This window comes from Argonema antarcticum A004/B2 (assembly GCF_023333585.1).
Classification (GTDB): Bacteria; Cyanobacteriota; Cyanobacteriia; order Cyanobacteriales; family Aerosakkonemataceae; genus Argonema; species Argonema antarcticum.
The window spans coordinates 30,273-53,382 of the sequence record NZ_JAIQZN010000049.1 but is presented as its reverse complement, the minus strand read 5'-3'; the positions used below and the strand labels follow the sequence as shown (position 1 = coordinate 53,382).

Sequence of the window (23,110 nt, the reverse complement as noted above, 5' to 3'; positions counted from 1 at the left end):
CCATAATCCCTTACTTCGTCAAGCTTTTTCCTCTTCCCTCTTCCCTAGTCCCTAGCAAGAAAGCCCCTAGTCCCTAGTCCCTAGCTATACTACCAAATTACATCATTGAACTGTGGAAAATATCATTCTTAACTAGCAATTTAGCACAGACCAAAGTAGTATTTACGTATTTTTACTTAAAAAGCTCAGGACTTACGCTCTTCTTGGCACTAGATGTAGAGGCAATTCATGAATTGCCCCTAGAAATGTAGTAGGTGGAAAATCGAATGCGTAAGTCCTATAGCTGTTATGGGCGGTGAAAGCTCAGCGACATAGCCTTTGAAATCGCGGATTGTAAATGATCGGTCGTCATCAGGTCAGAAAATTCACAAAAACCATCAGCAGCATAAAGAGTTGACAAAGAACCGCCAAAATACTAGACAGGCAAGTTTAATACTCCTATAAATGAAGTAACAGCAGATGATTAACTCCTTACAAAAACTACAGAAGAGAGGTTTATTCAAATGAAAACGAATCTTTTTGCTAGCCTGACCGCCGCCGCCGCTGCTATCGTCAGCCTTTCTGTTCCAGCCCAAGCCGCATCTTTGTTGGCGGGTGAAAGCTTCGGAAATGATGGCATTAAATTTCTCGAAAATACCAAAGTTGACTTTAACTTTAACGAAACTCACGGCAGCTTCCAGTCAACAGTCAAAATTTTTGAAGTCGGCGCTAACAATCAGCTTACCTTCATTAAAGATGTGTTTGGTGAATCGAAAGGCTCTGATAATGGCAGCGCCAACGGTTGGCTGGGAACTTGTGGAAATACAGTTTTAGTCTGCACCAACTCTTACACATTTGAGGCAAGCAAAACCTACACCTTGGGACTAGATAGCGGCGGTGATGGAATAGTGTACTCGACAAAAGCACTGAATCCTTTTGCCACTGGCGGAACGCAGCAAGCCGTATTTAATTCATTCGGCTCGCTAGGACAAGCAGACACAACCACATATAGTGCAGCTAACCAAGCTCAGTATGCAGCAGGCGATCCCTTGGCTAACCTTGTCAAAATTGGCTTCGACGATCGCGGAAACGGAAACGATAAAGACTTCCAAGACGTTACTTTGACAGTAAGTGCATCGAGGATTGTAGCATCAGTACCCGAACCAACTACCTTAGCAGGTCTTGCACTCGCAGGTACAGCACTTGTCTTCTCTCGCCGCCGTCGCACTCGTGCGATCGGTTAATCGATTGTTCCATATTTCTACAACTTGATTTGCAACGGCGATCTGAATTTTGTAGAAATACTCTACTGGAATACTGCAATTTTAAATGAGTCAGGCTGAGCCGTTAGTTATTTTAACTAACGGCTTTTTGGTGCATTTGCAGTCAACCACAATCGACTTGCAGGCGGCTAGAATGGGGATTATGTCAAAATCCACATCTGCTTCCCCGGAAACTCTACCCCTAATCGTCCTAGTTGACGGTCACTCCTTGGCCTTCCGCTCCTATTATGCCTTTGCCAAAGGTAGGGATGGCGGTTTGAAAACAAAAACGGGAATGCCGACGAGCGTGTGTTTCGGGTTCCTCAAGTCGTTGCTGGCTGTGATCGAGTCGCAGAAACCGGAAGCGATCGCGATCGCTTTCGATCTCAGCTTACCAACTTTCCGCCATGAAGCTGATGACACCTATAAAGCCGATCGCACAGAGACGCCAGAAGATTTCATCGCCGACCTCAAAAATCTCCACGAACTGCTGGAAGCCTTCAACTTGCCAATTCTAACCGCTCCCGGCTACGAAGCAGATGATGTTTTGGGAACTTTGGCAACTCAGGCGAGTGTAGCAGGTTATAGAGTGAAAATTCTCACCGGAGATAAAGACTTATTTCAACTGGTTGACACAAACAAGGGAATTAGTGTTTTGTATCTGGGTAAAACCTTCTTGCAACGCAACAGTACCACCGGACTCGCAGAAGTTGAACCAGAACAAGTAAAAGACATCATGGGAATTTCACCAGAGCAAGTTGTTGATTACAAAGCTCTCTGCGGTGACACCTCCGATAATATTCCTGGCGTCAAGGGAATTGGCGATAAAACAGCCGTGAAATTGTTGGCAGACTTCGGCTCTTTGGACGCAATTTATGCTTCTCTAGATGAAATTAAAGGTGCAAACAAAACCAAACTGGAAACTGGCAAAGAAATAGCTTACCATTCTCAGCACTTGGCCAAGATAGTTACCGATGTTCCTCTGGATGTTAGTTTAGAAGACTGCAAGCTAAAAGGTTTTGATAGCGCAGCTTTAGAACCGCTGCTGGAAACATTAGACTTCAAGTTTTATTTAGGAAAAATTAAGGAATTACAGCAAGCATTTGGGGGTGTCGCCGCCGAGGAAAAGCAAGCGGAACCTTCTGGAAAAACGTTGTCAGAAACATCCCTTGATTCCGCTGAATTTGAGCAACTATCATTTTTCAGTTTTGAGGAAACACAAGCTATTCAACAAAAACCTGACTCCCCAATTACATCCCGCATTATTGACACTCCAGCCAAACTAAAAGAACTGGTAACCCAACTGCAAAGTTGCACCGATTCAGCAACGCCAGTCGCGTGGGATACGGAAACCAGCGATTTAGAACCGCGAGATGCTGAATTAGTCGGAATTGGTTGCTGCTGGGGAACTAATCCAGATGACGTTGCTTATATTCCAATTAATCATAAAAAGGGAGAAAATCTAGATAAGGCGACAGTCTTAGAAGCGTTACGTCCGATTTTGGAAAGTGACAGATATCCCAAGGCGTTGCAGAATGCTAAATTCGATCGCTTGGTGTTGCGCTGTCAGGGAATTAAACTGTCTGGGGTTGTATTGGACACGATGTTGGCCAGTTATGTTTTGAATCCCGAAAACAGTCACAGTCTTGAAAAATTGTCTGAGCGCGATTTAGAATTAAAAATCAGAAGTTATACAAGTTTAGTACCAAAAGATAAAACAATTGCTGATGTAAATATTTCTATGGTGGCAGACTATTGTGGAATGCAGGTTTATGCTACATTTCAACTGGTTGCTAAACTGCGGGAGAAACTGGAAATTGTTCCAGCCTTGTACCGATTGTTACTGGAAGTGGAAGAACCTCTAGAGCCAGTTTTAGCAGCGATGGAATATGATGGTGTTCGCATTGATATTGCCTATCTCAAAGAACTGTCTCAGCAGATGAAACCGCAATTAGAGGCAATTGAAAAGAAAGCCTGCAACGCCGTTCCGGGTGAAACTTTTAATTTAAACTCACCGGAACAGTTGAGTAAACTTCTGTTTAAAACACTCAATCTAGATACGAAAAAGTCACGAAAAACTGCCAAGAAAGGTTTCTACTCAACCGATGTAACTGTTTTGGAAAAACTGCAAGGCGACCACCCAGTTGTTGATGCTATTTTGGAATACCGCACTCTGCATAAGCTTTACTCTACTTATGTTGAAGGAATACTGAAGCGAGTACGTGGTGATACTAAGCGCTTACATACCGATTTCAATCAGACGGTTACGGATACTGGCAGACTATCTTCTTCTAACCCAAATTTGCAGAATATTCCTATCGGTACAGATTTTAGTCGGCGAATTCGCAAGGCGTTTTTGCCAGAAGACGGCTGGTTGTTGGTTTCAGCAGATTATTCGCAAATTGAGTTAAGAATTTTGGCGCACCTGAGTCAAGAACCCGTGTTAGTTGAAGCTTATAAAAATAATGAAGATATTCACACTGTCACCGCAAGGCTGGTGTTTGAAAAAGAAAACATTACTTCAGACGAACGTCGTTTGGCGAAAACGATTAACTTTGGCGTAATTTACGGGATGGGTTCGCTGAGGTTTTCGCGATCGACTGGTGTAAATAAGGCAAATGCGAATGAATTTATTAAGCGGTTTAACGATCGCTATCCCAAGGTTTTTGAGTATTTGGAGAGGATGAAGCGGGAAGCGATCGCATCTGGTTACGTGGAAACCATTCGCGGACGCCGCCGCTACTTCAACTTTGAGAGTGGTAGCGTTCGCAGCTACCGAGGTGCCAATCTGGATGAAATTGACTTCGACAAACTTAAGAAGATGAGTGCATCTGACGCGCAACTTTTACGTGCTGCTGCAAATGCGCCGATTCAAGGTTCTAGCGCCGATATAATCAAAATTGCGATGATAAAACTGCATCAGATTTTACAAAATTATCAGGCGCGGTTGGTGTTGCAAGTCCATGATGAATTAGTGTTGGAAGTTCCTCCATCTGAATGGGAAGAATTGCAGCTTCAGATTCGATCGACGATGGAAAATGCGGTGCAATTGAGTGTACCGCTGGTGGTTGATGTTCATGTCGGCCCAAATTGGATGGAGACGAAGTAGAAAAATTATTTAACTATGCCGACCGGACTAAAAAAAGATGGTTTCAGTGTCCGCATCTACACCAACGATCATTTATGGAGAACCAACAACTGAGTGAAGAAAGTTTAAAAGAAGAGATTGCCAAAGCAAGAGTAGCTGCGGTAATTGCAGATGTTGCTGAACCGCGTGCTAAATCTGCATACTATGATGCTAATTGCGATCGCATCGTCATCGAACTGCGAAATGGAGCCAGTTTCCTATTTCCTCCCCAATTAGTGCAAGGTTTAGGGGAAGCATCTGCGAATGATTTAGCGGAAGTAGAAGTAACTCCTTCTGGTGAAGGTTTGCACTGGGAAACGCTAGATGTGGATTTGAGTATTCCTTATTTGATGGTTGGGATATTTGGAACCAAAGTCTGGATGGCAAAGCAGCGACTGGTTGAACAAAAAGCTAGTTAGGCGCGATCATCTTATATCATTTACCATATACGAAAACCACAAAAACTTTAATCATGGATACATTGCGTAAACTAGAACTTCTCAAAGACACTTATTCTGACCAAGCAGAACTAGATCGAATTGTAGGAAAACTATTGGAAATCGCTCTCAATCAACATCGGGAACGGTTGGAAAGATACAATCGATCTTTACGCGAATTTGAGCAGCGGTATAGGATGGATTCAGCCGTGTTTTATCAACGTTTTGAGGCGGGAGAATTAGGTGATGACATTGATTTTTTTGAATGGTCTGGTTTATATGAACTTTGCCAAAACATTCTAGAAAAAATACATCACTTGGAGTTAGCTGTGTGACAAACGCAAGTGATTATCTGACTCACGTTAAAGCGCTAATTGTTTTAAGTCCACAAGTTTTAGACTGGACAATAGTTCGCGAAGAAGCACAAGGCGATCGCGGATTGTTACGCTACCGCCTTACTTTGAAAGACGGTAGTCTTTTGGAATTGTTCGAGTTTTTCCTTGTCACACAAGCAGGGGTACAGATTACAAAATATCGCTTTCATTGGCAGAGATATGATGGTCAACTGCGTAAACGTTGGGATAACGCACCACACCATCCAGAAATAGCAACATATCCTTACCATCTTCATGATGGTGAAGAGGAAAATGTATTACCCAATGAATCAATGAATGTTGAAAAAGTGCTGGCTATTATCACGACAGAAACAGGGGCATAAAAATGGTCAAAGTTACACGAATGCTTCGTTTAGTATTAGCCATTTTCAATATCCCAGTCTTCTCCATCCAAAACTGAAAACTCCGTTAGATCGAAAAGGTTTTGTACGCTGAAATTTAAACCTTACCCCGTAACTTTTTCAACTCTTCCCGCAAAGACAAAGGCTGATACCCTAAAGCAAAAGCTTTAGAACTATCTAAAGAAACATCGCTAGGTCTGGGTGCAGCCATTGGCACATCTTTTTGCAAACAGCCTTTCAATTTTTCTTGGGGAAGTTCCAGTACTTCTGCCATCAAGCGACCAAACTCATAGCGCGATACGCGCTCTTTTCCACCTAGATGAATTATTCCCTCAACTTTTTCCAACGCTAATAATAGTCCGCTAGCAGCAGTTTGGCCGCTGACAGGTGTTCTAAACTCGTCTGTAAATAAACTTAGCTCTTTTCTTTCTTTTAAAATCTTAATAAACGGTTGAATGAAACTGGTAGCACCAGGCGGCGCAATGCCAAACATTAACGGCATTCGGCAAATAGCCGTTTTGGGATAGCGTTCCAGCATACCTTGTTCAGCTATGACTTTTTGTTCGCCGTAATAGTTTATAGGACAAACAGAGTCTGTTTCTCGATAAGGAGGCTTTAAGCCATTAAAAACTAGGTCGGTGGAAGTGAAGACGCAAGGTATAGAATAATCTGCACACAATTTTGCTATATTCAAAGAAGCTGTTACATTGATTAAATATGATTCTTCTGGATGGGTTTGGCAAAAATTAGGATTGGATTGAGCGGCGGTATGGATAACTGCTGTTGGCTGAATTTCCTTAAATAGGCGATCGATCTCTTGAAAATCCCTCAAGTCAACTTTGGCAAGGTTTACGCCTGGAATATCGACGGCTTTGGAAAAGTAGGTTCCATAAACTTCCCATTGTTGTATGGCTAGTTGGCAAAGGTTCCATCCTAAGAAACCGCTAGATCCTGTAACTAAAAGTTTTTTCATCTGCTTTCCACGGCTGCTACATTTAATCTAAAATATAAAATCTAATGTCCTGCACTCGCAAACTAATCAAGAACTCTCTAAAATGTCTCGGCGTTGGCTTCCTGATCGTTAGCTTAACGGGATGTCCAAACCGTTATGCACAAACTACCTACTCAGTCAAGCGAGTCAGCGATGGAGATACGATCGCAGTAACAGACTCCAAGGGAACTAGCTTTACGGTGCGCTTCGCTTGTGCGGATGCGCCGGAAATTCCGCATTCCCAGAAGGAAAAGCAAAGCAGAAAGTTGCTGGACAAAAACCAATTCAACTGGGGTGTAAAAGCGCAAAGTCGAGTGCGGCAGTTGGTGAAGAAGGGAGGCGATCGCATTTCTCTAACCATAACCGATACCGATCGGTATGGGCGTAAAATTGGTGAAGTGCGCTTGCCTGATGGCACTTTTATCCAACAAGTCTTAATCCGCGAAGGACTGGCGATGGTTTACCAACCTTACCTGAAAAATTGTCCCAGCGCATCTGTTGTCCAAGAAGCTGAAGCTGAGGCTAAGAAGAGTAGACGCGGTATCTGGGGAGATGCGAATTTTGTGCCTGCTTGGGAGTATCGTCGCACTAAATGAGTTTGTTGAGGTGGTGCAAGATGTCAGTTTACCAATCTTTTGAGCCGCTTTCTAGCCAATCATCATCAGAGCTAACTTGGTTAGGAGTAGTTTGGTTAGGAGTAGGTTGGTTAGAGACAGGTTGGTTATCTTCCTCGAAGTCGTCGTCTTCAAAATCATCGTCCGATCGATTTTTATCCCCTTGAAGCCGCGCAGAACCGCTCAATAGGGGAAAAGCGATCGCACCTCCCACCACCCCAGCACCAGCACAAAACGCCAGCACCACACCCACTGGTAGCTGAATTGACTCGAATCCGAGAAACTTCAACGATACCAGGGTAGCGTTTTGGACAGAAAAGATTGCGATCGCTAATACCCAGATGGCTAGAATTAGGGAAGCGAGGAGGTAGGCGATGGTTTTCATGGATTCGGACAATAGCTATCAAAAGACAGGATATCTCTACGATGCCACAACAAATCTGACAGAAAAAAGATTGCAGATTTACTTAAATTTGAAATCTGCAATTCTTCAATCTGAAATTCTACTTAGGTTCCAGCTTGCTGATGGTTTGTTTCATGTATTCAGCGATTTGGGTTAGTTTTTCTGGCGTGTTGGTTTCTATGTAAACGCGCATCAGGGGTTCAGTTCCCGAAGGACGCAGCAATACCCAGCTTCCCTCTGACAAATACAGTTTGATGCCGTCTTTGCGACCAATTTCCTTCACTTTAACTGTTGCCACTTCTGTCGGTGGATTCTTTGTGAAAGAATCGATCGCAGCGGCTTTGTGTGCATCATCTAGGTGCAAATCTAGGCGTTCGTTGTAAAGTGGGCCACCAGCTTCGGCGATCGCTTCTTCAACAAGCTGACTCAGCGGCTTACCTTCGTAAGCGATCGCTTCTGCCACCAGCATATCTGCTAAAACGCCGTCTTTTTCGGGAATATGACCGATAATGCTCAATCCACCGGATTCTTCACCACCGATTAGCACCTGCGTCTGGCGCATTTTCTCGCCGATGTACTTAAAGCCTACTGCTGTCTCGTAAAGTTCCAAACCGTACTTAGCAGCGAAATTATCCAGCAAATGCGTGGTAGCGACAGTGCGGACGATTGCGCCGGTTTTGCCTTTGTTTTTGACTAGGTGACGCGCCAGCAACAGCAATACGGTGTTGGGAGTGAGGACATTTCCCTGCTCATCAACTATACCGAAGCGATCGCTATCTCCATCCGTCGCCAAACCCAAATCCGCACCATCTTTCTTTACCGCTTCCACCAATTCTACCAACTGCTCGCCCTTCGGTTCTGGCATTCCGCCGCCAAACAACACATCGCGGTAGGTGTGGAACGACTCTAACTCACAACCGCAGTGCTGCAAAACCGTATCCAGATAGCCGCGAGAGGTAGAATAAAGTGCATCGTACTTAACTTTTAGCTTGGCACTGCGAATCCGCTCTACATCCAGGAGAGTGTAGATAAATGTCAGATATTCTGGCTTTGGATCGAAGGTAGAAATCTTGTCAAGATTGTTTCCCGATGGCGGCGTATCAGTAGCTCCTTCAATATTTGCTACAATCGTGTCTGTAATTTCCGGTGTGGCTGGGCCTGCATAATCGGGGATGTACTTAATGCCGCAGTAGGGCGCTGGGTTATGAGAAGCGGTGAACATGAGCGCCCCAGCCGAGTTAAGAAGCTTGGCGTTGTAGGCAATTACCGGAGTCGGGCAATCGCGATCGACTATTTTCACTGTCCAACCGGCGTCTACCAGAATTTGGGCGGCAGTACTGGCAAACTGGTCAGCTAAAAACCGGGTGTCATAAGCTACCAGAACTGGTCTATCTTTAGAATATGCTGTTTCCAAGTAACTGGCGATCGCCCGCGTCACCTTGCACACATTGGCAAAAGTGAAGTCATCGGCGATAATACCGCGCCATCCGTCTGTACCAAACTTAATCTTGTTCGAGCTGCTGCTAGCACTCATCTAAGTCATTTCCTCTCAATTAACAATACATAGTATTGTAAAACTTCATTGACTTTATACCCAATTTTAGCCATAACTAGGCAATTATAGTAGAATCAGCGTTAAACTGACGCCCCAACCATGCAGCTAGTTCAAAAGCATATTATCGATCGAAACCACTGGCTATACAAGCAGCTAGATAATTTGTGCATATCCTACATCCATAAAAATTCAAAGCTATCTTCTACTATCACCCCAGGCAAATTTAATATTTTGGTCATTACCCTTTTCATAATTGCTCTTAATTACTCTAAATTGCCACTTTATCTTAATATTTTAGCACATCAAGTACGGAAGAACCATATTCCGTAAAGACACACTAAAGCTCGTCTGAAAATTCTGGAGAGGGAAGAGTAAGGGCCAGTTGGTAGAGTTGACGACGGGGAAGAGAGGTAGCTTTTGCCAGCTGGCGACTAGCTTGCGATCGCGATATTCCCTGACCCATTAACTGCTGTAACTCAACTTTCAGTGTTTCCTCAGATAGATGCGGCTTTTCTAACTGGGCACCAGCTAGGACGATCGTAAATTCTCCTTGAGGTTCCCTTTGAGAATAACGAAGGATCGCCTCCTCGATCGTGCCTCGCCAAAACTCCTCGTATAATTTAGTTAACTCCCTTGCCAGTACAATTTGCCGATCGCAACCCAAAAAATCTGCTAAATCTTGTAGAGTTTGCCGCAGTCGATGGGGAGATTCATATAAAATTAATGTCCGCGATTCTGTTTGTAAAGCTTCCAAAAGATCCTTGCGTTCTGACCCTTTTGATGGTATGAAACCTTCAAACACAAAACGGTTTGTTGGTAACCCAGCCGCACTTAACGCCGTAATTGCCGCACTCGCGCCAGGAACAGGTACTACTGGTATTCCAGCTTCAATACAAGCTCGGACTAACTCAGAACCGGGGTCAGAAATTAGGGGCATCCCGGCATCGCTGACGAGTGCTAGAGTCTTTCCTTGACTCAACTTATCCACCAACTCAGGAATCCGCTGGGAAGAATTGTGTTCGTGATAGCTCAACTGGGGCGTGGAAATCTGAAAATGCTGCAAAAGCTTGCCTGTATGGCGAGTATCTTCTGCCGCAATGATATCGACCGTTTGCAAAATCCGCACTGCGCGGAACGTCATATCTTCCAGATTGCCAATCGGAGTTCCTACCAAGTAAAGCCTGCCGGTCTGGGGATCTGTTTCCATATTATAGTAAAGTGCTTCGGCTTTAGTGCTGAGTGCTGAGTAAAAACACAGTCCTGGCCTTGAGCGCTCAATACTGTTCTAACTGATGTGACTGTGGCTATAGATTAATATATCCTAAGAACAGCGCCTTTGGAGCAAAGTTTCTTCGTATCTCCGGCTTGGTCTAAATATTACCGGATGTGGAGCAGAAATACCATAACCCTGAGCATAATCTATTCCCATAGATGTTACCTTCTCCAGGATAGAGTCGTTCTTGACAAATGTGGCAATTGTCTGAATGTTCATCACATGACTGATTTTATTAATCGCTTTCACCATCTCGCTAGTTATTGTGTCATCCAGTACATCCTCAATTAAATTTCCCGAAATTTTCAAATAATCCAAAGGTAGTTGCTTGAGATAAGCAAAAGAAGATATCCCGCTACCGAAATCGTCTAAGGCTATTCGACAACCTAAAGCCTTGAGAGAGAGGATAAGTTTGGTTGTTTGAATCAGATTGGCGATCGCAACGCTTTCACTAATTTCAAAGCAGATCGACTGAGGCAAGATTTTGTGGAGCGAGAACTGATCTTTGAGAAAATTAATAAAGCGCTCGTCGTTAACAGTAGCGATAGAAAGATTGATCGCATATAAACTACAACTTTGCATTTCCCAACTCTGCTGCGCCAGGATTCCAAATAAAGTACCGATCACCCAGCGGTCAATGGTTGGCATGAGGTTATAGCGCTCAGCAGATGGGAGAAATGCCATTGGCGGAATTACCTCACCTTTCTCATCTACCAAACGTAACAAAACCTCGTAATATTCCCTAACAAATTGATGAGAAGAAAGAGAAATAATCGGTTGATAGTACAAGCAAAACTTGTTATCTGCAAGTTCCGATTTATGAGAAAAATCACTCTGATTTCGATCCAAAGCCGTTTCGCTGACTGCCTGATTAATTCGATCGATCCATTGCTTTTGCTCGCGCTGTTGGGCCAGTTCCTCATCGTCAGGTTGGTAGAGGTGTACGCAATTCCGTCCGCTGTTTTTAGCTTGGTAGCAAGCGGCATCTGCCGCGCACAACACCTTTTCTACACTTTGTAGCAGCGCATCGCCATAAGTCAGGGGGCTAGTGAAGGGCACCACTCCGATGCTGACACCAAGGCTGAAAGTTTTGTCCTGCCATACAAACCGAAATGTCTGGATAGCTGTAAGCAGTAAATGGGCAAGTTGAAGTCCCTGCTTCACAGAACAATTGTAAAGCAACAGGGCAAATTCATCGCCGCCCAGTCGCCCTAGAACATCCGTATGACGCACGTGAGTATGCAACAAAGCGCTGATTTGACGCAGCAGCTCGTCTCCAGCTGCGTGACCGCAAGTATCGTTAACAATTTTGAATCTATCTAGGTCGAGATAGCACAAGGTATGCTGTTGATTGTGATTTCTGGCACCTGCTAAGGCTGATTCTAGGCGATGCTCAAATTCACGGCGGTTAATTAATCCGGTAAGCGCATCGTGAGTAGCCTCCCAGCTCAGCTGTTCGTTCGCCTTGGCGAGGAAAGCGGTACGCTCTCCCACCATATCTTCCAAGCGTTTTTGGTAATGCTGTAACTGCTTTAGAGCCTGCTTGTGTTCGGTGACATCTTCCACCATGCGAATGCCGAATTGTGGGTAGCCAGTGTTATCGCGTACTAAGTAACCAGTGACGTGGCACCACATTAGCTGCCCATCTTTGCAAAGGTAACGCTTTTCCATCTGATAGCGATCGCGCTCCCAAAACAAATAACGATTATCGATCTGGTGACGCGATCGTTTCCTCATCTTCAATTCGTCATCAGGCTCCTCATCCTTGGAAGGATGCAATTTTGGATTTTTGCTGTATCCAAGCATCTGCTGTAGAGACGAGTTCCTTGCCACAGTTTGTCCTGTCAGATCTATGATTTCTATACCGATGCTGGCTCCCTCAAAAATTGACCGGAATAGTGCCTCGCTCTCTTTAAGATCTGCTTCTGCCTGCTCGCGCTCCATGATTTCCCGTTCCAGTTTTTGGTTTGTCGCCTCCAGTTCAGCCGGACTTGGGAGTGCTAATACTTTGGGAATTAAGGGAAAAACTAACGCCGCCAAATACAGCGAAACTATGGCAGTAAATGCTTTAAAGCTACCAGATAGCCAATAATTTGGCTGCCAAATCATCCAAACTGACAATATATGGGTTGTGCCACTGGCAACCATAAAAGCCCCAAACAGCCAGAACAGCGATTTGAACGGCACATCTTGTCGTTTGTAGACGAAGCACAGCAGCATGAGCGGAATTGAATAATACGCCAATGCAATCAGGGTATCCGACAAGATGTGGAGCCAAACCAGCCCTTCGGGCCACGGGTCGCAGTGTCCGTAGGGGATAAAATTTCCGGGAGCAAAAAATTTTCTTATTACTTCTTTCATAAAAAGTCAGTCTTTTTTAAAGATACTGTAAAGTTTATCTCAGGGCGATCTTGAAAGTCTCTGTTTAGTTTAAAATCTTAATTCTTTAATTCCAGTGTCTTAAATCTGGAGAGTAAGTTAAAGCCGCTTTGGATAGATTTGAGCGAATACCGCGCCTATGTTATTGCCTTTGCCGATCGCATCTAAGCTATCTGTAGGTTGAGGCGAAATTCTTTCAGGCTGAGTAGAAAGTGCAGAAATGGCAAGACAGGGACTATTTGTAGGATTGTTAACTTTAGACTTCCTCTATCTGGCGGCAGGTTCCCCAACTAACAACCAAAAAATTGTAGCGACTGACTATACGGTTGCAGCGGGTGGTCCAGCAACGAATGCAGCGGTGACATTTAGTTATTTGGGCGATCGGGCCAACCTTTTGGGCGTAGTTGGCACTCACGCAATTACTCACCTGATCCGAGCCGATTTAAAAAGCCACAATGTTGAGATACAAGACCTGGATTCGGCACGAGTTGAACCCCCACCAGTATCTTCTATCATCGTGACTCAATGTACAGGGGAACGGGCTGTGATTTCTATCAACGCTACTAAATCCCCAGGTCACAAGCAAAGTGTTTCCTCCGACATTGTGTTTGGGATCGATATTGTGTTAATTGACGGACACCAGATGCAAATTGGACAAACAATGGTAGAGTTAGCTAAATCAAAAAATATCCCGGTTGTAATAGATGGGGGCAGCTGGAAGCCCGGATTTGAACAGTTATTGCCCTTTGTCGATTACGCTGTTTGTTCGGCTAACTTTTATCCACCAGGTTGCCAAAATGAGCAGGAGGTAATAACCTATCTTTCATCTCAGGGAATTCCACATATCGCCATCACTCAGGGAGAAAAACCAATTAGGTATATTTGCCAAAGTACGTCGGGGTGGGTGGAAGTTCCCAAAATTAAGGCTGTCGATACGCTGGGTGCTGGCGATGTTTTCCACGGTGCCTTCTGTCATTACATTCTGCGCCAAAACTTTACCGACGCCTTGGCATCGGCAGCTAAAGTTGCTTCCCTAAGCTGTCAATTTTTTGGAACTCGTCGGTGGATGGAATCCCGCCTCTAGCATTAAATTTCCAGTTATCGTAGCCTCCATCAATCTGCAAATAGTAAAGGAATCGTAGCGTGACAGTATTAAAATCTTTAGGCCAAAACAGATTTGAAGGATTAGAGGAAGTAGCAGCTCTAGCTCGATCAGTTGCTTGGGGCGCAGCAGACATCCTGCGGTCTTACTATCGCGGCGAAGCCCACACCGGCGACCTGGATATTCAAGAAAAAAAGGATGGCCCGGTTACTGCTGCTGATGTGGTCGCCAACCACTACATCTTGGACAATTTGCAAGCTTCTTTCGGATTGCAAGACTTTGGTTATTTGAGTGAAGAGACGTATAAATTTCAGTCTAAAGGAGTATTGTCATCCCCTTTAGCAGAACCTTGGATTTGGATAATTGACCCCCTAGATGGGACGCGAGACTTTATTGACAAGACAGGTGAATACGCTGTTCAGATTGCTTTAGTATACGAAGGGCGTCCAATAGTGGCAGCAGTTGCATGGCCTGAAACTGAAAAGGTATACTATGCAACCAAAGGCGGCGGCACGTTTGTGGAAACTCGTGATGGACAGGTAACACCAGTGCAGGTGTCCTCGCGCCACAATCTTGAGGATTTATCTATAGTAGTCAGTCGCACCCACCGAGACGATCGCTTCAATAATCTCTTACAGCAATTGCCTTGCAAAAATAAAAAATATGTTGGCAGTGTAGGTTGCAAAATCGTCACTATTATCGAACAGCAGGCAGATATTTACATCTCTCTTTCCAGCAAATCTGCACCGAAAGACTGGGACATGGCTGCTCCAGAACTAATTTTGACAGAAGCTGGCGGCAAATTCACCTATCTAGATGGTTCTCCTCTGAAATACAATCGCGGCGATGTGAATCAGTGGGGTTGCTTAATAGCTAGCAACGGTCATTGCCATGACGATTTGTGTGCCCAAGCTAAAGAAATTCTAGAAAAGCTGGACAGTTGATATAGCTAGGGACTAGGGGCTAGGGGCTAGGGGCTAGGGGGAAGAAGGGGCTAGGGTTTGGTTGAATTAAAAACGTCCTAACAGCCTTGGCGGTTGCTATAGATACAGATTTTATGGATCGTAGGTTGGGTTTCAGTTGCATGAAGTACACCTCAGAAACCGGGTTTCTTCAAGAAACCCGGTTTCTCTGTACCTAACTGACCTGAAAACCCCTGTATAGCAGTCGCCAAGGCGATTAGGACAGTATTAAACGCTTCTTCGCAAGGCGGGAATTGTGTTTGTACTCAGCACTCAGCACTCAGCACTCAGCACTTTGCTATAATTGCTTCAATCAATAAGGTTAATATTGATGTCTTTACCTATCTGTTGAAGCTGTTCGCCTTTAGCATCGTAACTCCATACTCTCAGGACGTTATTGCCAGTTGGTAAAGTCTTGATGGGAAGCAAGAGTGACCAACCTGATTGCGTGTAAGCATCATTAGCTAATACTTTAGCAACATCGGGCCTAGCAAAATTAACTCTGGCAACTGCAATCAATTTATTTTCAGAACCGTAGCTGATATAAACTGCATCTGCCGATCTAACTTGTTTAGGCAAAACAGCCCATCCACTCAACGGTACACTATGCCTTCTTTTAATTTTTTCAGGCACTACTGAATCAATATATCCATTGTTGATACTACCTTGATTTTTAATGAAAGTCAGCTTTTTATTTCGCTGATTCCAGAACCAGTGAGAGCCTATAAGGGTGTAGGGTTTGTATTTCTCTAAGAAGTATTGATAGATGATAGAAGCTGAATCAGAAACTTGGATACCATCTACAGCGTTAGACCAGAAATCGTTCGTAAATAAAATTAGTCCGGGTTTCTTTTCTTGAAGTTCGCTAACTACAAGTTTTTGAGCGCGCGGAGGTTGGGCATAATAAACGTAGATAAATCTTGAGCAAGAAGGTTTTTGAAACAAATAATACCACAAACCTTCTGATGTAAGACCATAGAAACAGGATAGCTTATCAATTTCAGGCTTGAGAGTATTAAAAGCATCTAAATAATCTTTTTTGATAATTTTTGTATCTGGTATCTGGGATGTTTTTTGAATTGCATCCAGGTTTAGATAAGCATTATATGGGCTAAAAAATGGGCTGATTACTGCTAGTGTAACTATCAGCAAAGTCACCCAATAGTGTAAGGTTAATTTTAAACTTTCAATTTGCTGTTTGAAGAGATTTACACAAATCAGAGTTAGTAAAAATACGCTCATCAGCGCCCCTGGAGCGACATGACCGTAATCGCTCCTATCTAAAGCGATTCTTGAATATACTAAAGAAGAGAAGAATAGGATAATAATTAAACTATTATTTGCACAAAGTTCTTTTAAGTTAGAATACTTCTGATATTCCAGGAATAAATAGATACCACCTAAAATTATAACTAAACTTAAAAAGGTGAAAGGACGCCAAATTGGCAGAGATTCCAAATCAAGAGACGGTAGCGAAATAAATGTCATGTATCTGCCATACCGACCCCAATATGAAATTTGCGATAGTATTGCTAAAACTTGATCTACGCCTAAAATAATAATTAGAGCTACTGAAGAAGTAACTATACCAAAACCAGAACCGATGAGCCAATCTCTAGAAAACTTTTGGTTTAAAAAGATGGCTAAAGCACAACAAACGAAATAAATTAAAATGAAATATATGGCCCGATCGTACACATATAGAATACTTACTGGTAACGATATTCCTACCAGAGTCGGCAAAATAAATTTTTCGGCTCTACTTAAGTTATTTGAGAGCAACATCCTAAAAAATCTGATAGTTAAAGCTAGTTGCATTAATAAATATACGTCTCTACCTTGGTGAATACCTTTGGCAATTTCAAAGATAAATCCGTCAAAAAAAGTAAAGACAGCGCAGAATAGCAGGAAAATATTTCGCCTGGGTATATTAAATTTTACCGATGATATAATCTCCCAAATTAACCAAAAACAAGCTAGGTATGTAAGCAAACCTTGAGTCATCCGAAAAAACCGGGTTAAGGCAATTACATTGGAATGACTAGCTAGTTTGTTAGCGATGAGGCTAGTCAAAACATTCAAACCAAAACCGTGAATCATAACTGTATTCAAAAATGGCTTGGTTTGAGTAAGGAAATTAGGCAAAAATCCTAAGTATTCGCCTTCATGAAATGTATCATCTAAGGGAAAGCTTAAGTATCCATAGGTTTTGTTAATTGCCCACGACAAAAATAAAATAAAGGAAAGCAGTGTATAAAATTTGGTGTCTGTTAAAAATCCAAATATTTTTTTGATAAACTGCCCTTGTCTGGTTACGAAATCTGGTTTTTTGTTGGCGACAATAACTGCTACCAGAAATGGAACCGCAAGGAAAAGTAAGAATCGTAAGTAGTTAGTATAAGGACTTATTTTTTTAATGGTAGCTATTGAAACTAATCCTGTACTATTTGTCCCCAAAGGTATACGTATGGCATTGACAATCGGTATTAAAATCAAAAAGGATATTACTGCCACTGAAAAAATGGCGAATATATTGGTATTTTCAGGTTTGTTATCGCTAGACATCGTTTCTGACTCTTAGATTTGGAGAAGGTCGGAGAGGGGGGTTGGGGGGTGAGGTTCTTTAGCTTGCATAATATTCAATCGCTATTTGCAGTGCTTGTTCTACGCCCGAAATATTTGAATCAGGATTTTGGGCTCTCATTTCCACGGATTTCCAACCTTTATAGTTAAGGTCTGATAAAGTTTTAGAGAAAGTTTGATGATCGACTTCTCCTGTACCAATTTGAGCTAAATTGGGTTCGCTGATATGGAAGTGACACAAACGCTGAAAAGCTTGTTGGAGAGATGGCCCGATCGCTTCCTCACTCATCGTCATTCCAGCTGCATCTAAATTCAGTCCAAAACCATCGCTATCAACTGTATTAACGAGATCTAAACCTTGAGTGGAAGTAGTAATAAAGTCACAAGCGTAAGCAGTAGGATTTGGTTCGATGCAAAAAACTACCTCATTTTTGGATGCTACTTCACCTAAAGCATTAAAAAAATCTTTGGCAATTAGTTCAACTTCTTGAGATTCTAGATTGCCAATACTTCTATTTTTGGGAGAACCAAACACAAGCGCTTTTGCACCAAGTTTACCACCCAGTTCGATGATACCAGATAAATATTCAATAGTTTCTTTTCGCTTCTGAGCATCCTGGAAAATAGTTAAGTCATTTCTGCCAAATAGCAAAGCTTGCATGGCGACAATCTGAATACCTCGGCTTTCCCAAAATTTTCTGTAAGAGGCAATTTCAGAGTCGGTAGCTGATAAGGGAGAATTCCACATTTTCGTGGGTGCAACCTCTACACCCGTGATGTTGAGGTTCTGCATGAGAGATGCGATCGCTTCCTTTTCATGTACTTGCCAAGCTATATTAGAAATGGCTATCTTCATAGTTACTTTTAACTTTTTTGCAGGGTTTGCTTCGATACAAAAGCTTTCAATTGTTCGAGAACTCGTTCTTTCGAGTACATATAAACATCTGTAGGATTACCAAACAGATGACCGTAATTAGTTCTCATGTCATATCTGGCTGGCTGATTGGGGGTTTTGTTGGTGAAATCAATTCCAAAACCTTCGCGAACAACTTCTTTAACGCTAGTTGGCTCAGTCCCAAAATTTACCAATTTTAAATTCTTGTTCAAGACTGTTTGAATGTCTGGCCAGAGATTTCCAAGGTAATAAAATTGGAATTCGCTATCTTGATGTATTTGCTCGACATTGTTATTGTGAATGAAGTCATAAATGATATTCTTTTTGAGTCCAGATCCGAAAAGACCAGGTAAACGGATAATCGAGGTATCAAAGCGATCGCACACAAATTTTTCTAGCTCAAGCCGATGTTTTCCATAAGGATGCAAATCCTTAGTATCTATTTCAGTTTCTTCATCAACTTTAATAGGAACCGGATAAACATCAACCGTTGAAATCAAAACAACCTTGCTAGCCGATACCTGACCGAGACATCCCTTGAGGCGATCGAGGGTTTCTGCATCCTTAATTGGCTCTTTGTTGGCTAACCACTTTACGGCTGGTGCGCCTGAACAAACAATTAATTCCAAATTTTTGCCAGCAATAGATTCAATATTTTTAGAGTTGTACAGTTCATCAAACTGATTTTGACCAATTAGATTACCGCCAACAAACCCCGTGTATCCAATCAGCGCAGTACTCATTTACTTCCTCACTTCTGTTAGTTGTTTGTAGAAGGTGGATTATATCTATGCAGACAGGCTTTGAGGAGAGTTTTCATAACTATGAGATTTCCCTTGATGGGACTAATCTTAGTTGGAACTGGGCCTTTAGATGGATATCGACGACATACTGGCAGCTCTTTAACCCGAAAACCTAAACGAGCGGCTCGAATTGCGAGATAATAGTGCAGTTCGTAACCTGAAAATACCTCTCGAAAAGGCGCTACTCTAGGATCTAACAAGAACTTACGGCTGTAAGCGCGGAAGCCATTGGTAGTATCAGTATATCGAAAACCGGCGGCAAGACTAATTAAAGGAGCGTGAATTAATTTTACGGCCATTAACCTTATCCACGGGGTATTAATTTCTTTTCCCCCTTTGATAAAGCGCGAACCTTGAATGTGATCGAATCCCGTATCAAGTGCTTGCGCGAAAGTAGGAATTGGTTCTGGGTCGTCTTTATTGTTACCATCAATAGCAATTATTCCATCGTATCCCTGCTGCATGGCATAGGCAAAAGCCATCCGCATCTGAGCGCTCAGTTTACCAGAATCTTGTTTGGTCAGCAAGGTGCGTACACCTAACTCAGATATGACATCCAAAGCTAGGGAATTATCGGTGCTACCGCCATCGGCAATAATAATATCGAAATCTTTGGATATGCCTCTCATGCGGTCTAACTGAGTGCGGATCTTTAACCCCTCGTTGATGACGGGAATGCAGACACAGTATCGACTCCGCTTGGCAAAAAATTCATCAATTTTGTGGTTGGGAAGTTCCCATGCAGGTTGATTTGGCACGATGTTTTTTTCAGTCATCCAGGTATTTTACACCTAAACTTGTATATTCTCTGAGCTTTTCACGATATTTCTGCGATCGCGATCGGCAATTAAAACGGAACTCTGCTTTTCCTCCGCAATATAATACGCTGGCCATCCTTTCAACCGATCGAATATGAATCCCACATACTCAGACAAAATCGTCAGCACCATTGAGATGCAAAAGAACATCAAAGCGTTTTGAAACGATATAGTCACCCATCCTTCCGCAACATGAGCTTTAAATAAGTAAACAACCCCAATATAACCGATGTAGAGTATATTAAAAATACTCGCAATCAGTCCTAGATAACTGGCAAATCGCAACGGTCGCACAGAATTTACGACGATTACCTGCAAAGCTATATCAACATTTTCCAAGAATCCTTTTACTTTCGGTTTTCTGTATCTTTTGAATATTTCGTATGTAAAAGTCCTGCTTCTGTAACCAACGTAGAAACTGAGGAGACGTAAGTATCGATACTTATCGTTAACTTGAATTATTGCATTGACAACGGCTCTACTCAATACCCGAAACTGCGTCGCGTTTTTGATGAGCGGTATTTTAAATATTCGTTTGCAACTCCAGTAAAATAAATTTGCACCCCATCTCATCCACCAAGGTTCGCCAGAACGGTTTTTACGGATGCCGATGAGAATATCATAACCATTTCGAGCTTGTAGAATGAGTTCTGGTATCAGTTCTGGTGGATCGGATTCGGGAAGCATCACGACTACAAAGTCTCCAATCACAGAATCTAATCCAGAGGAAATTGCAACATCAGTCCCAAAACTTCTAGAGAGATTAACTAATCGAATACATTCATATTCTTTTAATAGTGCGGCTACCTGTTCGGAGGTGTCATCTTCCGAACCATCGTTAACTAAAACCAGTTCGTAGTTAGCATAATTTTCCCGCAATACTTGCATTACTTCCGCCACAAAATGTCTGACAATTTTTGAGTCGTTAGAAAGTGGAGCGACTACCGAAACGAAAAAATCATAAATTGCCATTAGATTATGCCTCTTGTTAGCTCCAAAAATTTAAGTTCAGGGGGAATATCATAAATATTGTCAATTTTACCACCCAATACACAATAAAAGTTTTTTAAGCCGTGATGTTTTTTAAATAAAATCGGTCGGCTATCATCTACTTCACTTTGAGGCAGAATTGTTTTGATTTCCCAGAGAGAGTCGGCGTATTTACACTCTTTAAGAATCGGCATATATCTTTCTGCATCTCTGATCATATATGGGTAGTTAGTTTTATTTCCAACTTTAGGATTAACTGTTTTTACATCAGCGTCTTTGTCTTGCCAAAAACAGTGGGGTGTGTACCGAACGTGACTGAGGGTGTGCAGTCCTCGTGCTGGAAAAGGCATGATGGAAAAGAATGGCCCGCACATAACTGTAATACCGAGATTGCGAAGCGGTTCGGGAACTTCTACCAATGCCATTTCAGCTAACTCGTGCTTCAGGGGAATTGTTGGCAGATGAGAATTATGAAGAATTTGGTTGATTGCTGAATAAGTGCAGTTAAAAACGTATTTTGTTGTAACTACGTCAAAGCTTTCTGAAGATTCTATATAAACTTTTATACCTACGTTATCGGTATTTTGTACTTTGATAACTTTTGAATTGACGCTAAGTTTTACGCCTGCTGTTTCCAGGTCATTCAACATTCTATGTTTGAGCTTTACTGCGTTAAACGCATACTCTTTAGTAGAAAATACTCCTTCAGTTATGTTGCTGTTAAAAAGGTTGGTGATGTTTGGAGGCGCTGGTTCTATAAAAGCGTCAATGCGCTGACAAAATATCTTAAATTGATTGGCAGTTACTTTTGAGATAGTTTTGCCGATCGCATAATATTTGTCAAAGCTGGTATCAATACATTCTCGGTATTCGCTGACAAATCTAGGAAAGTTAACTCTGGAACGCAAAGCAGTCAATATACTGCGCGGATAGTGGTAACCATTGTGAACTCTAGCTTGATTAGCATAAGATGCGCGTTGCAGAATATCAGCTTCTTGTTCAACAATGAGTACTTTGTTTAGATGTTCTTTTAGATACAGCGCAATTCGGCAACCGAAAAAGCCGCCGCCGATGACAACTGCGTCATAGCAGGAAGGGTTGTCCGAATTGGATGCTTTGACGCTCTCCCCTCCCGGATAAAATACTGGTGAATTTATTATTGTCAACTCCTCAGACCAAAATGCTTCCTGTGAATTATACCTAATACTGTCTCCTGGCAGAAGTTTTTTTGTAAAAATTTGTGTATAGGGGCCAGATCTGGCGCAGTAGGGTGCGTTAGCGACAGCGTAACGCACCCTACAAACTACAAACCGGGGACACCGCTACAAGCGGGAGGCAATTACCGCATAGAACGGATCGCCACCGCCAACACCCATCCATTGTAAGAAGCTGGGAGCGGTAGAAGCGCGGATAATAACTTCCGGCGTGCTAAATCCCGTCACGGATTGAAAATAGCGTCTTACCAGTTCAACTCGGCTAGTTTCCGAACCATCCCGCCACGCAGCAATTGCTTTCTGAGAAAACATTCGGTTGGAGAAGCTGATAATGGCTATTCCACCGGGTTTCAGGATGCGATGAATTTCCGAAAAAATCGCTTCTGGATATTGCAAATACTGAACGGAAACGCAATTTAGGACGGCATCAAATTCTTCATTTGGCAGAGATAACTTAGGGTTTTCGTTCAGGTTTTGGACAAAGTAATGATTTAGCCGGGGATTACGCGCCAGTTCCTCTTCATTAAGTCCATGACCTTCGACATGAGAAAATTGTATCTCATCTGGTAGATGGGAAACCCAACTGCTCATCATATCAAAAATTCGGGTGTTAGGCTTGAGGCGTTCCCGATACAAATCAGTCAGTTGTTGGATAAAGCCTTCGTCTACGTGGGTGACGAAACGAGGGAAAGAGTAGAACAGACTATCATCTGTATCGTCTACTTTGGTGCGTTGATTTGGTCGGAGGTTCATTCGATTTTGGATTTTGGATTTTGGATTGTTTCTCGCTCCCAGGTTGAACCCGCCGCAGGTTTTGAGGCTCTGCCTTCCTTAACTTAGTACCATTCATATCATGTCCTTACACATCGGTTACCTAAAAAATTCCTATTCTTATTCTTATCTGTGTTCATCTGTGTTCATCTGTCTACCCTACGGGAAGGCGAAGCGCCTACATCTGTGGTAAAAATTTAACCAACGATAACAACA

Annotated in this window: 20 protein-coding genes; 8 read left to right on the top strand and 12 right to left on the bottom strand. The window is 42.7% G+C overall.

What is annotated here, in order from left to right:
• Nucleotides 1–503: 503 nt before the first annotated feature.
• The 5 genes from LAY57_RS20195 (at nt 504) to LAY57_RS20175 (ending at nt 5,523) form a co-directional block, all read left to right on the top strand.
• Nucleotides 504–1,223: a PEP-CTERM sorting domain-containing protein gene (locus LAY57_RS20195; protein ID WP_249068652.1), complete on the top strand. Its 720-nt coding sequence runs from the start codon at nt 504–506 to the stop codon at nt 1,221–1,223.
• A gap of 181 nt (nt 1,224–1,404) precedes the next feature.
• Nucleotides 1,405–4,350 (top strand): DNA polymerase I, encoded by a 2,946-nt coding sequence (gene polA / locus LAY57_RS20190; RefSeq protein WP_249068653.1) that lies wholly within the window; start codon nt 1,405–1,407, stop codon nt 4,348–4,350.
• 74 nt (nt 4,351–4,424) lie between these two features.
• Nucleotides 4,425–4,787 (top strand): DUF2442 domain-containing protein, encoded by a 363-nt coding sequence (locus LAY57_RS20185; RefSeq protein WP_249068650.1) that lies wholly within the window; start codon nt 4,425–4,427, stop codon nt 4,785–4,787.
• Between the two features lie 53 nt (nt 4,788–4,840).
• Nucleotides 4,841–5,140, top strand: coding sequence for a hypothetical protein (locus LAY57_RS20180; RefSeq protein ID WP_249068648.1), 300 nt, complete (start codon nt 4,841–4,843; stop codon nt 5,138–5,140).
• Entirely contained in the window at nt 5,137–5,523 is a 387-nt protein-coding gene (locus tag LAY57_RS20175) for a toxin-antitoxin system TumE family protein (protein ID WP_249068646.1), read from the top strand. The genes LAY57_RS20180 and LAY57_RS20175 overlap by 4 nt, the downstream gene beginning before the upstream one ends.
• 115 nt (nt 5,524–5,638) lie before the next feature.
• Here LAY57_RS20175 and LAY57_RS20170 read toward each other — a convergent pair whose 3' ends face one another.
• Nucleotides 5,639–6,514, bottom strand: a complete 876-nt coding sequence (locus LAY57_RS20170) for an SDR family oxidoreductase (RefSeq protein ID WP_249068645.1) — start codon at nt 6,512–6,514, stop codon at nt 5,639–5,641.
• Nucleotides 6,515–6,558: 44 nt separating this feature from the next.
• On the opposite strand from LAY57_RS20170, the gene LAY57_RS20165 reads away from it, so the two are divergent.
• Nucleotides 6,559–7,128, top strand: coding sequence for a thermonuclease family protein (locus tag LAY57_RS20165; RefSeq protein ID WP_249068643.1), 570 nt, complete (start codon nt 6,559–6,561; stop codon nt 7,126–7,128).
• Between the two features lie 28 nt (nt 7,129–7,156).
• On the opposite strand, the gene LAY57_RS36290 is transcribed toward LAY57_RS20165, so the two are convergent.
• The 4 genes from LAY57_RS36290 to LAY57_RS20145 all read right to left on the bottom strand — a co-directional run bounded on the left by LAY57_RS36290 (nt 7,157) and on the right by LAY57_RS20145 (nt 12,738).
• Nucleotides 7,157–7,531 (bottom strand): lipopolysaccharide assembly protein LapA domain-containing protein, encoded by a 375-nt coding sequence (locus LAY57_RS36290; RefSeq protein WP_338022455.1) that lies wholly within the window; start codon nt 7,529–7,531, stop codon nt 7,157–7,159.
• 118 nt (nt 7,532–7,649) lie between these two features.
• On the bottom strand, nt 7,650–9,083 hold the full coding sequence (locus LAY57_RS20155; protein WP_249068642.1) for a phosphoglucomutase/phosphomannomutase family protein: 1,434 nt from the start codon (nt 9,081–9,083) through the stop codon (nt 7,650–7,652).
• A gap of 358 nt (nt 9,084–9,441) precedes the next feature.
• Nucleotides 9,442–10,311 carry a 16S rRNA (cytidine(1402)-2'-O)-methyltransferase gene (gene rsmI / locus LAY57_RS20150; protein WP_249068640.1) on the bottom strand — a complete coding sequence of 290 codons (870 nt, stop codon included), beginning with the start codon at nt 10,309–10,311 and terminating at the stop codon, nt 9,442–9,444.
• A 114-nt stretch (nt 10,312–10,425) separates the two neighbouring features.
• Nucleotides 10,426–12,738 (bottom strand): bifunctional diguanylate cyclase/phosphodiesterase, encoded by a 2,313-nt coding sequence (locus tag LAY57_RS20145; protein ID WP_249068639.1) that lies wholly within the window; start codon nt 12,736–12,738, stop codon nt 10,426–10,428.
• A gap of 238 nt (nt 12,739–12,976) precedes the next feature.
• Here LAY57_RS20145 and LAY57_RS20140 point away from each other — a divergent pair, with 238 nt between their 5' ends.
• Both LAY57_RS20140 and LAY57_RS20135 read left to right on the top strand, forming a co-directional pair.
• Complete coding sequence (locus LAY57_RS20140) at nt 12,977–13,840, top strand: sugar kinase (protein WP_249068638.1); 864 nt, start codon at nt 12,977–12,979, stop codon at nt 13,838–13,840.
• 59 nt (nt 13,841–13,899) lie between these two features.
• Complete coding sequence (locus tag LAY57_RS20135; RefSeq protein ID WP_249068636.1) at nt 13,900–14,802, top strand: 3'(2'),5'-bisphosphate nucleotidase CysQ family protein; 903 nt, start codon at nt 13,900–13,902, stop codon at nt 14,800–14,802.
• Nucleotides 14,803–15,129: 327 nt separating this feature from the next.
• Here LAY57_RS20135 and LAY57_RS20130 read toward each other — a convergent pair whose 3' ends face one another.
• Genes LAY57_RS20130 through LAY57_RS20100 form a run of 7 tightly spaced genes read right to left on the bottom strand, consistent with a single transcriptional unit; the run spans nt 15,130 to nt 22,876 of the window.
• Complete coding sequence (locus LAY57_RS20130; RefSeq protein ID WP_249068634.1) at nt 15,130–17,385, bottom strand: hypothetical protein; 2,256 nt, start codon at nt 17,383–17,385, stop codon at nt 15,130–15,132.
• A gap of 58 nt (nt 17,386–17,443) precedes the next feature.
• Entirely contained in the window at nt 17,444–18,259 is an 816-nt protein-coding gene (locus LAY57_RS20125) for a sugar phosphate isomerase/epimerase family protein (RefSeq protein ID WP_249068633.1), read from the bottom strand.
• Nucleotides 18,260–18,267: 8 nt separating this feature from the next.
• Nucleotides 18,268–19,041: a Rossmann-fold NAD(P)-binding domain-containing protein gene (locus LAY57_RS20120; protein ID WP_249068632.1), complete on the bottom strand. Its 774-nt coding sequence runs from the start codon at nt 19,039–19,041 to the stop codon at nt 18,268–18,270.
• 17 nt (nt 19,042–19,058) lie between these two features.
• A complete protein-coding gene (locus LAY57_RS20115; RefSeq protein ID WP_249068630.1) occupies nt 19,059–19,877 on the bottom strand; it encodes a glycosyltransferase family 2 protein in 819 nt (272 codons plus the stop codon).
• A gap of 15 nt (nt 19,878–19,892) precedes the next feature.
• Nucleotides 19,893–20,891 carry a glycosyltransferase family 2 protein gene (locus LAY57_RS20110; RefSeq protein ID WP_249068628.1) on the bottom strand — a complete coding sequence of 333 codons (999 nt, stop codon included), beginning with the start codon at nt 20,889–20,891 and terminating at the stop codon, nt 19,893–19,895.
• On the bottom strand, nt 20,891–22,204 hold the full coding sequence (locus LAY57_RS20105) for an FAD-dependent oxidoreductase (protein ID WP_249068626.1): 1,314 nt from the start codon (nt 22,202–22,204) through the stop codon (nt 20,891–20,893). Before LAY57_RS20105 ends, LAY57_RS20110 begins: the two co-directional genes overlap by 1 nt.
• Nucleotides 22,205–22,231: 27 nt before the next feature.
• Nucleotides 22,232–22,876, bottom strand: coding sequence for a class I SAM-dependent methyltransferase (locus LAY57_RS20100; RefSeq protein ID WP_249068624.1), 645 nt, complete (start codon nt 22,874–22,876; stop codon nt 22,232–22,234).
• Nucleotides 22,877–23,110 lie beyond the last annotated feature (234 nt).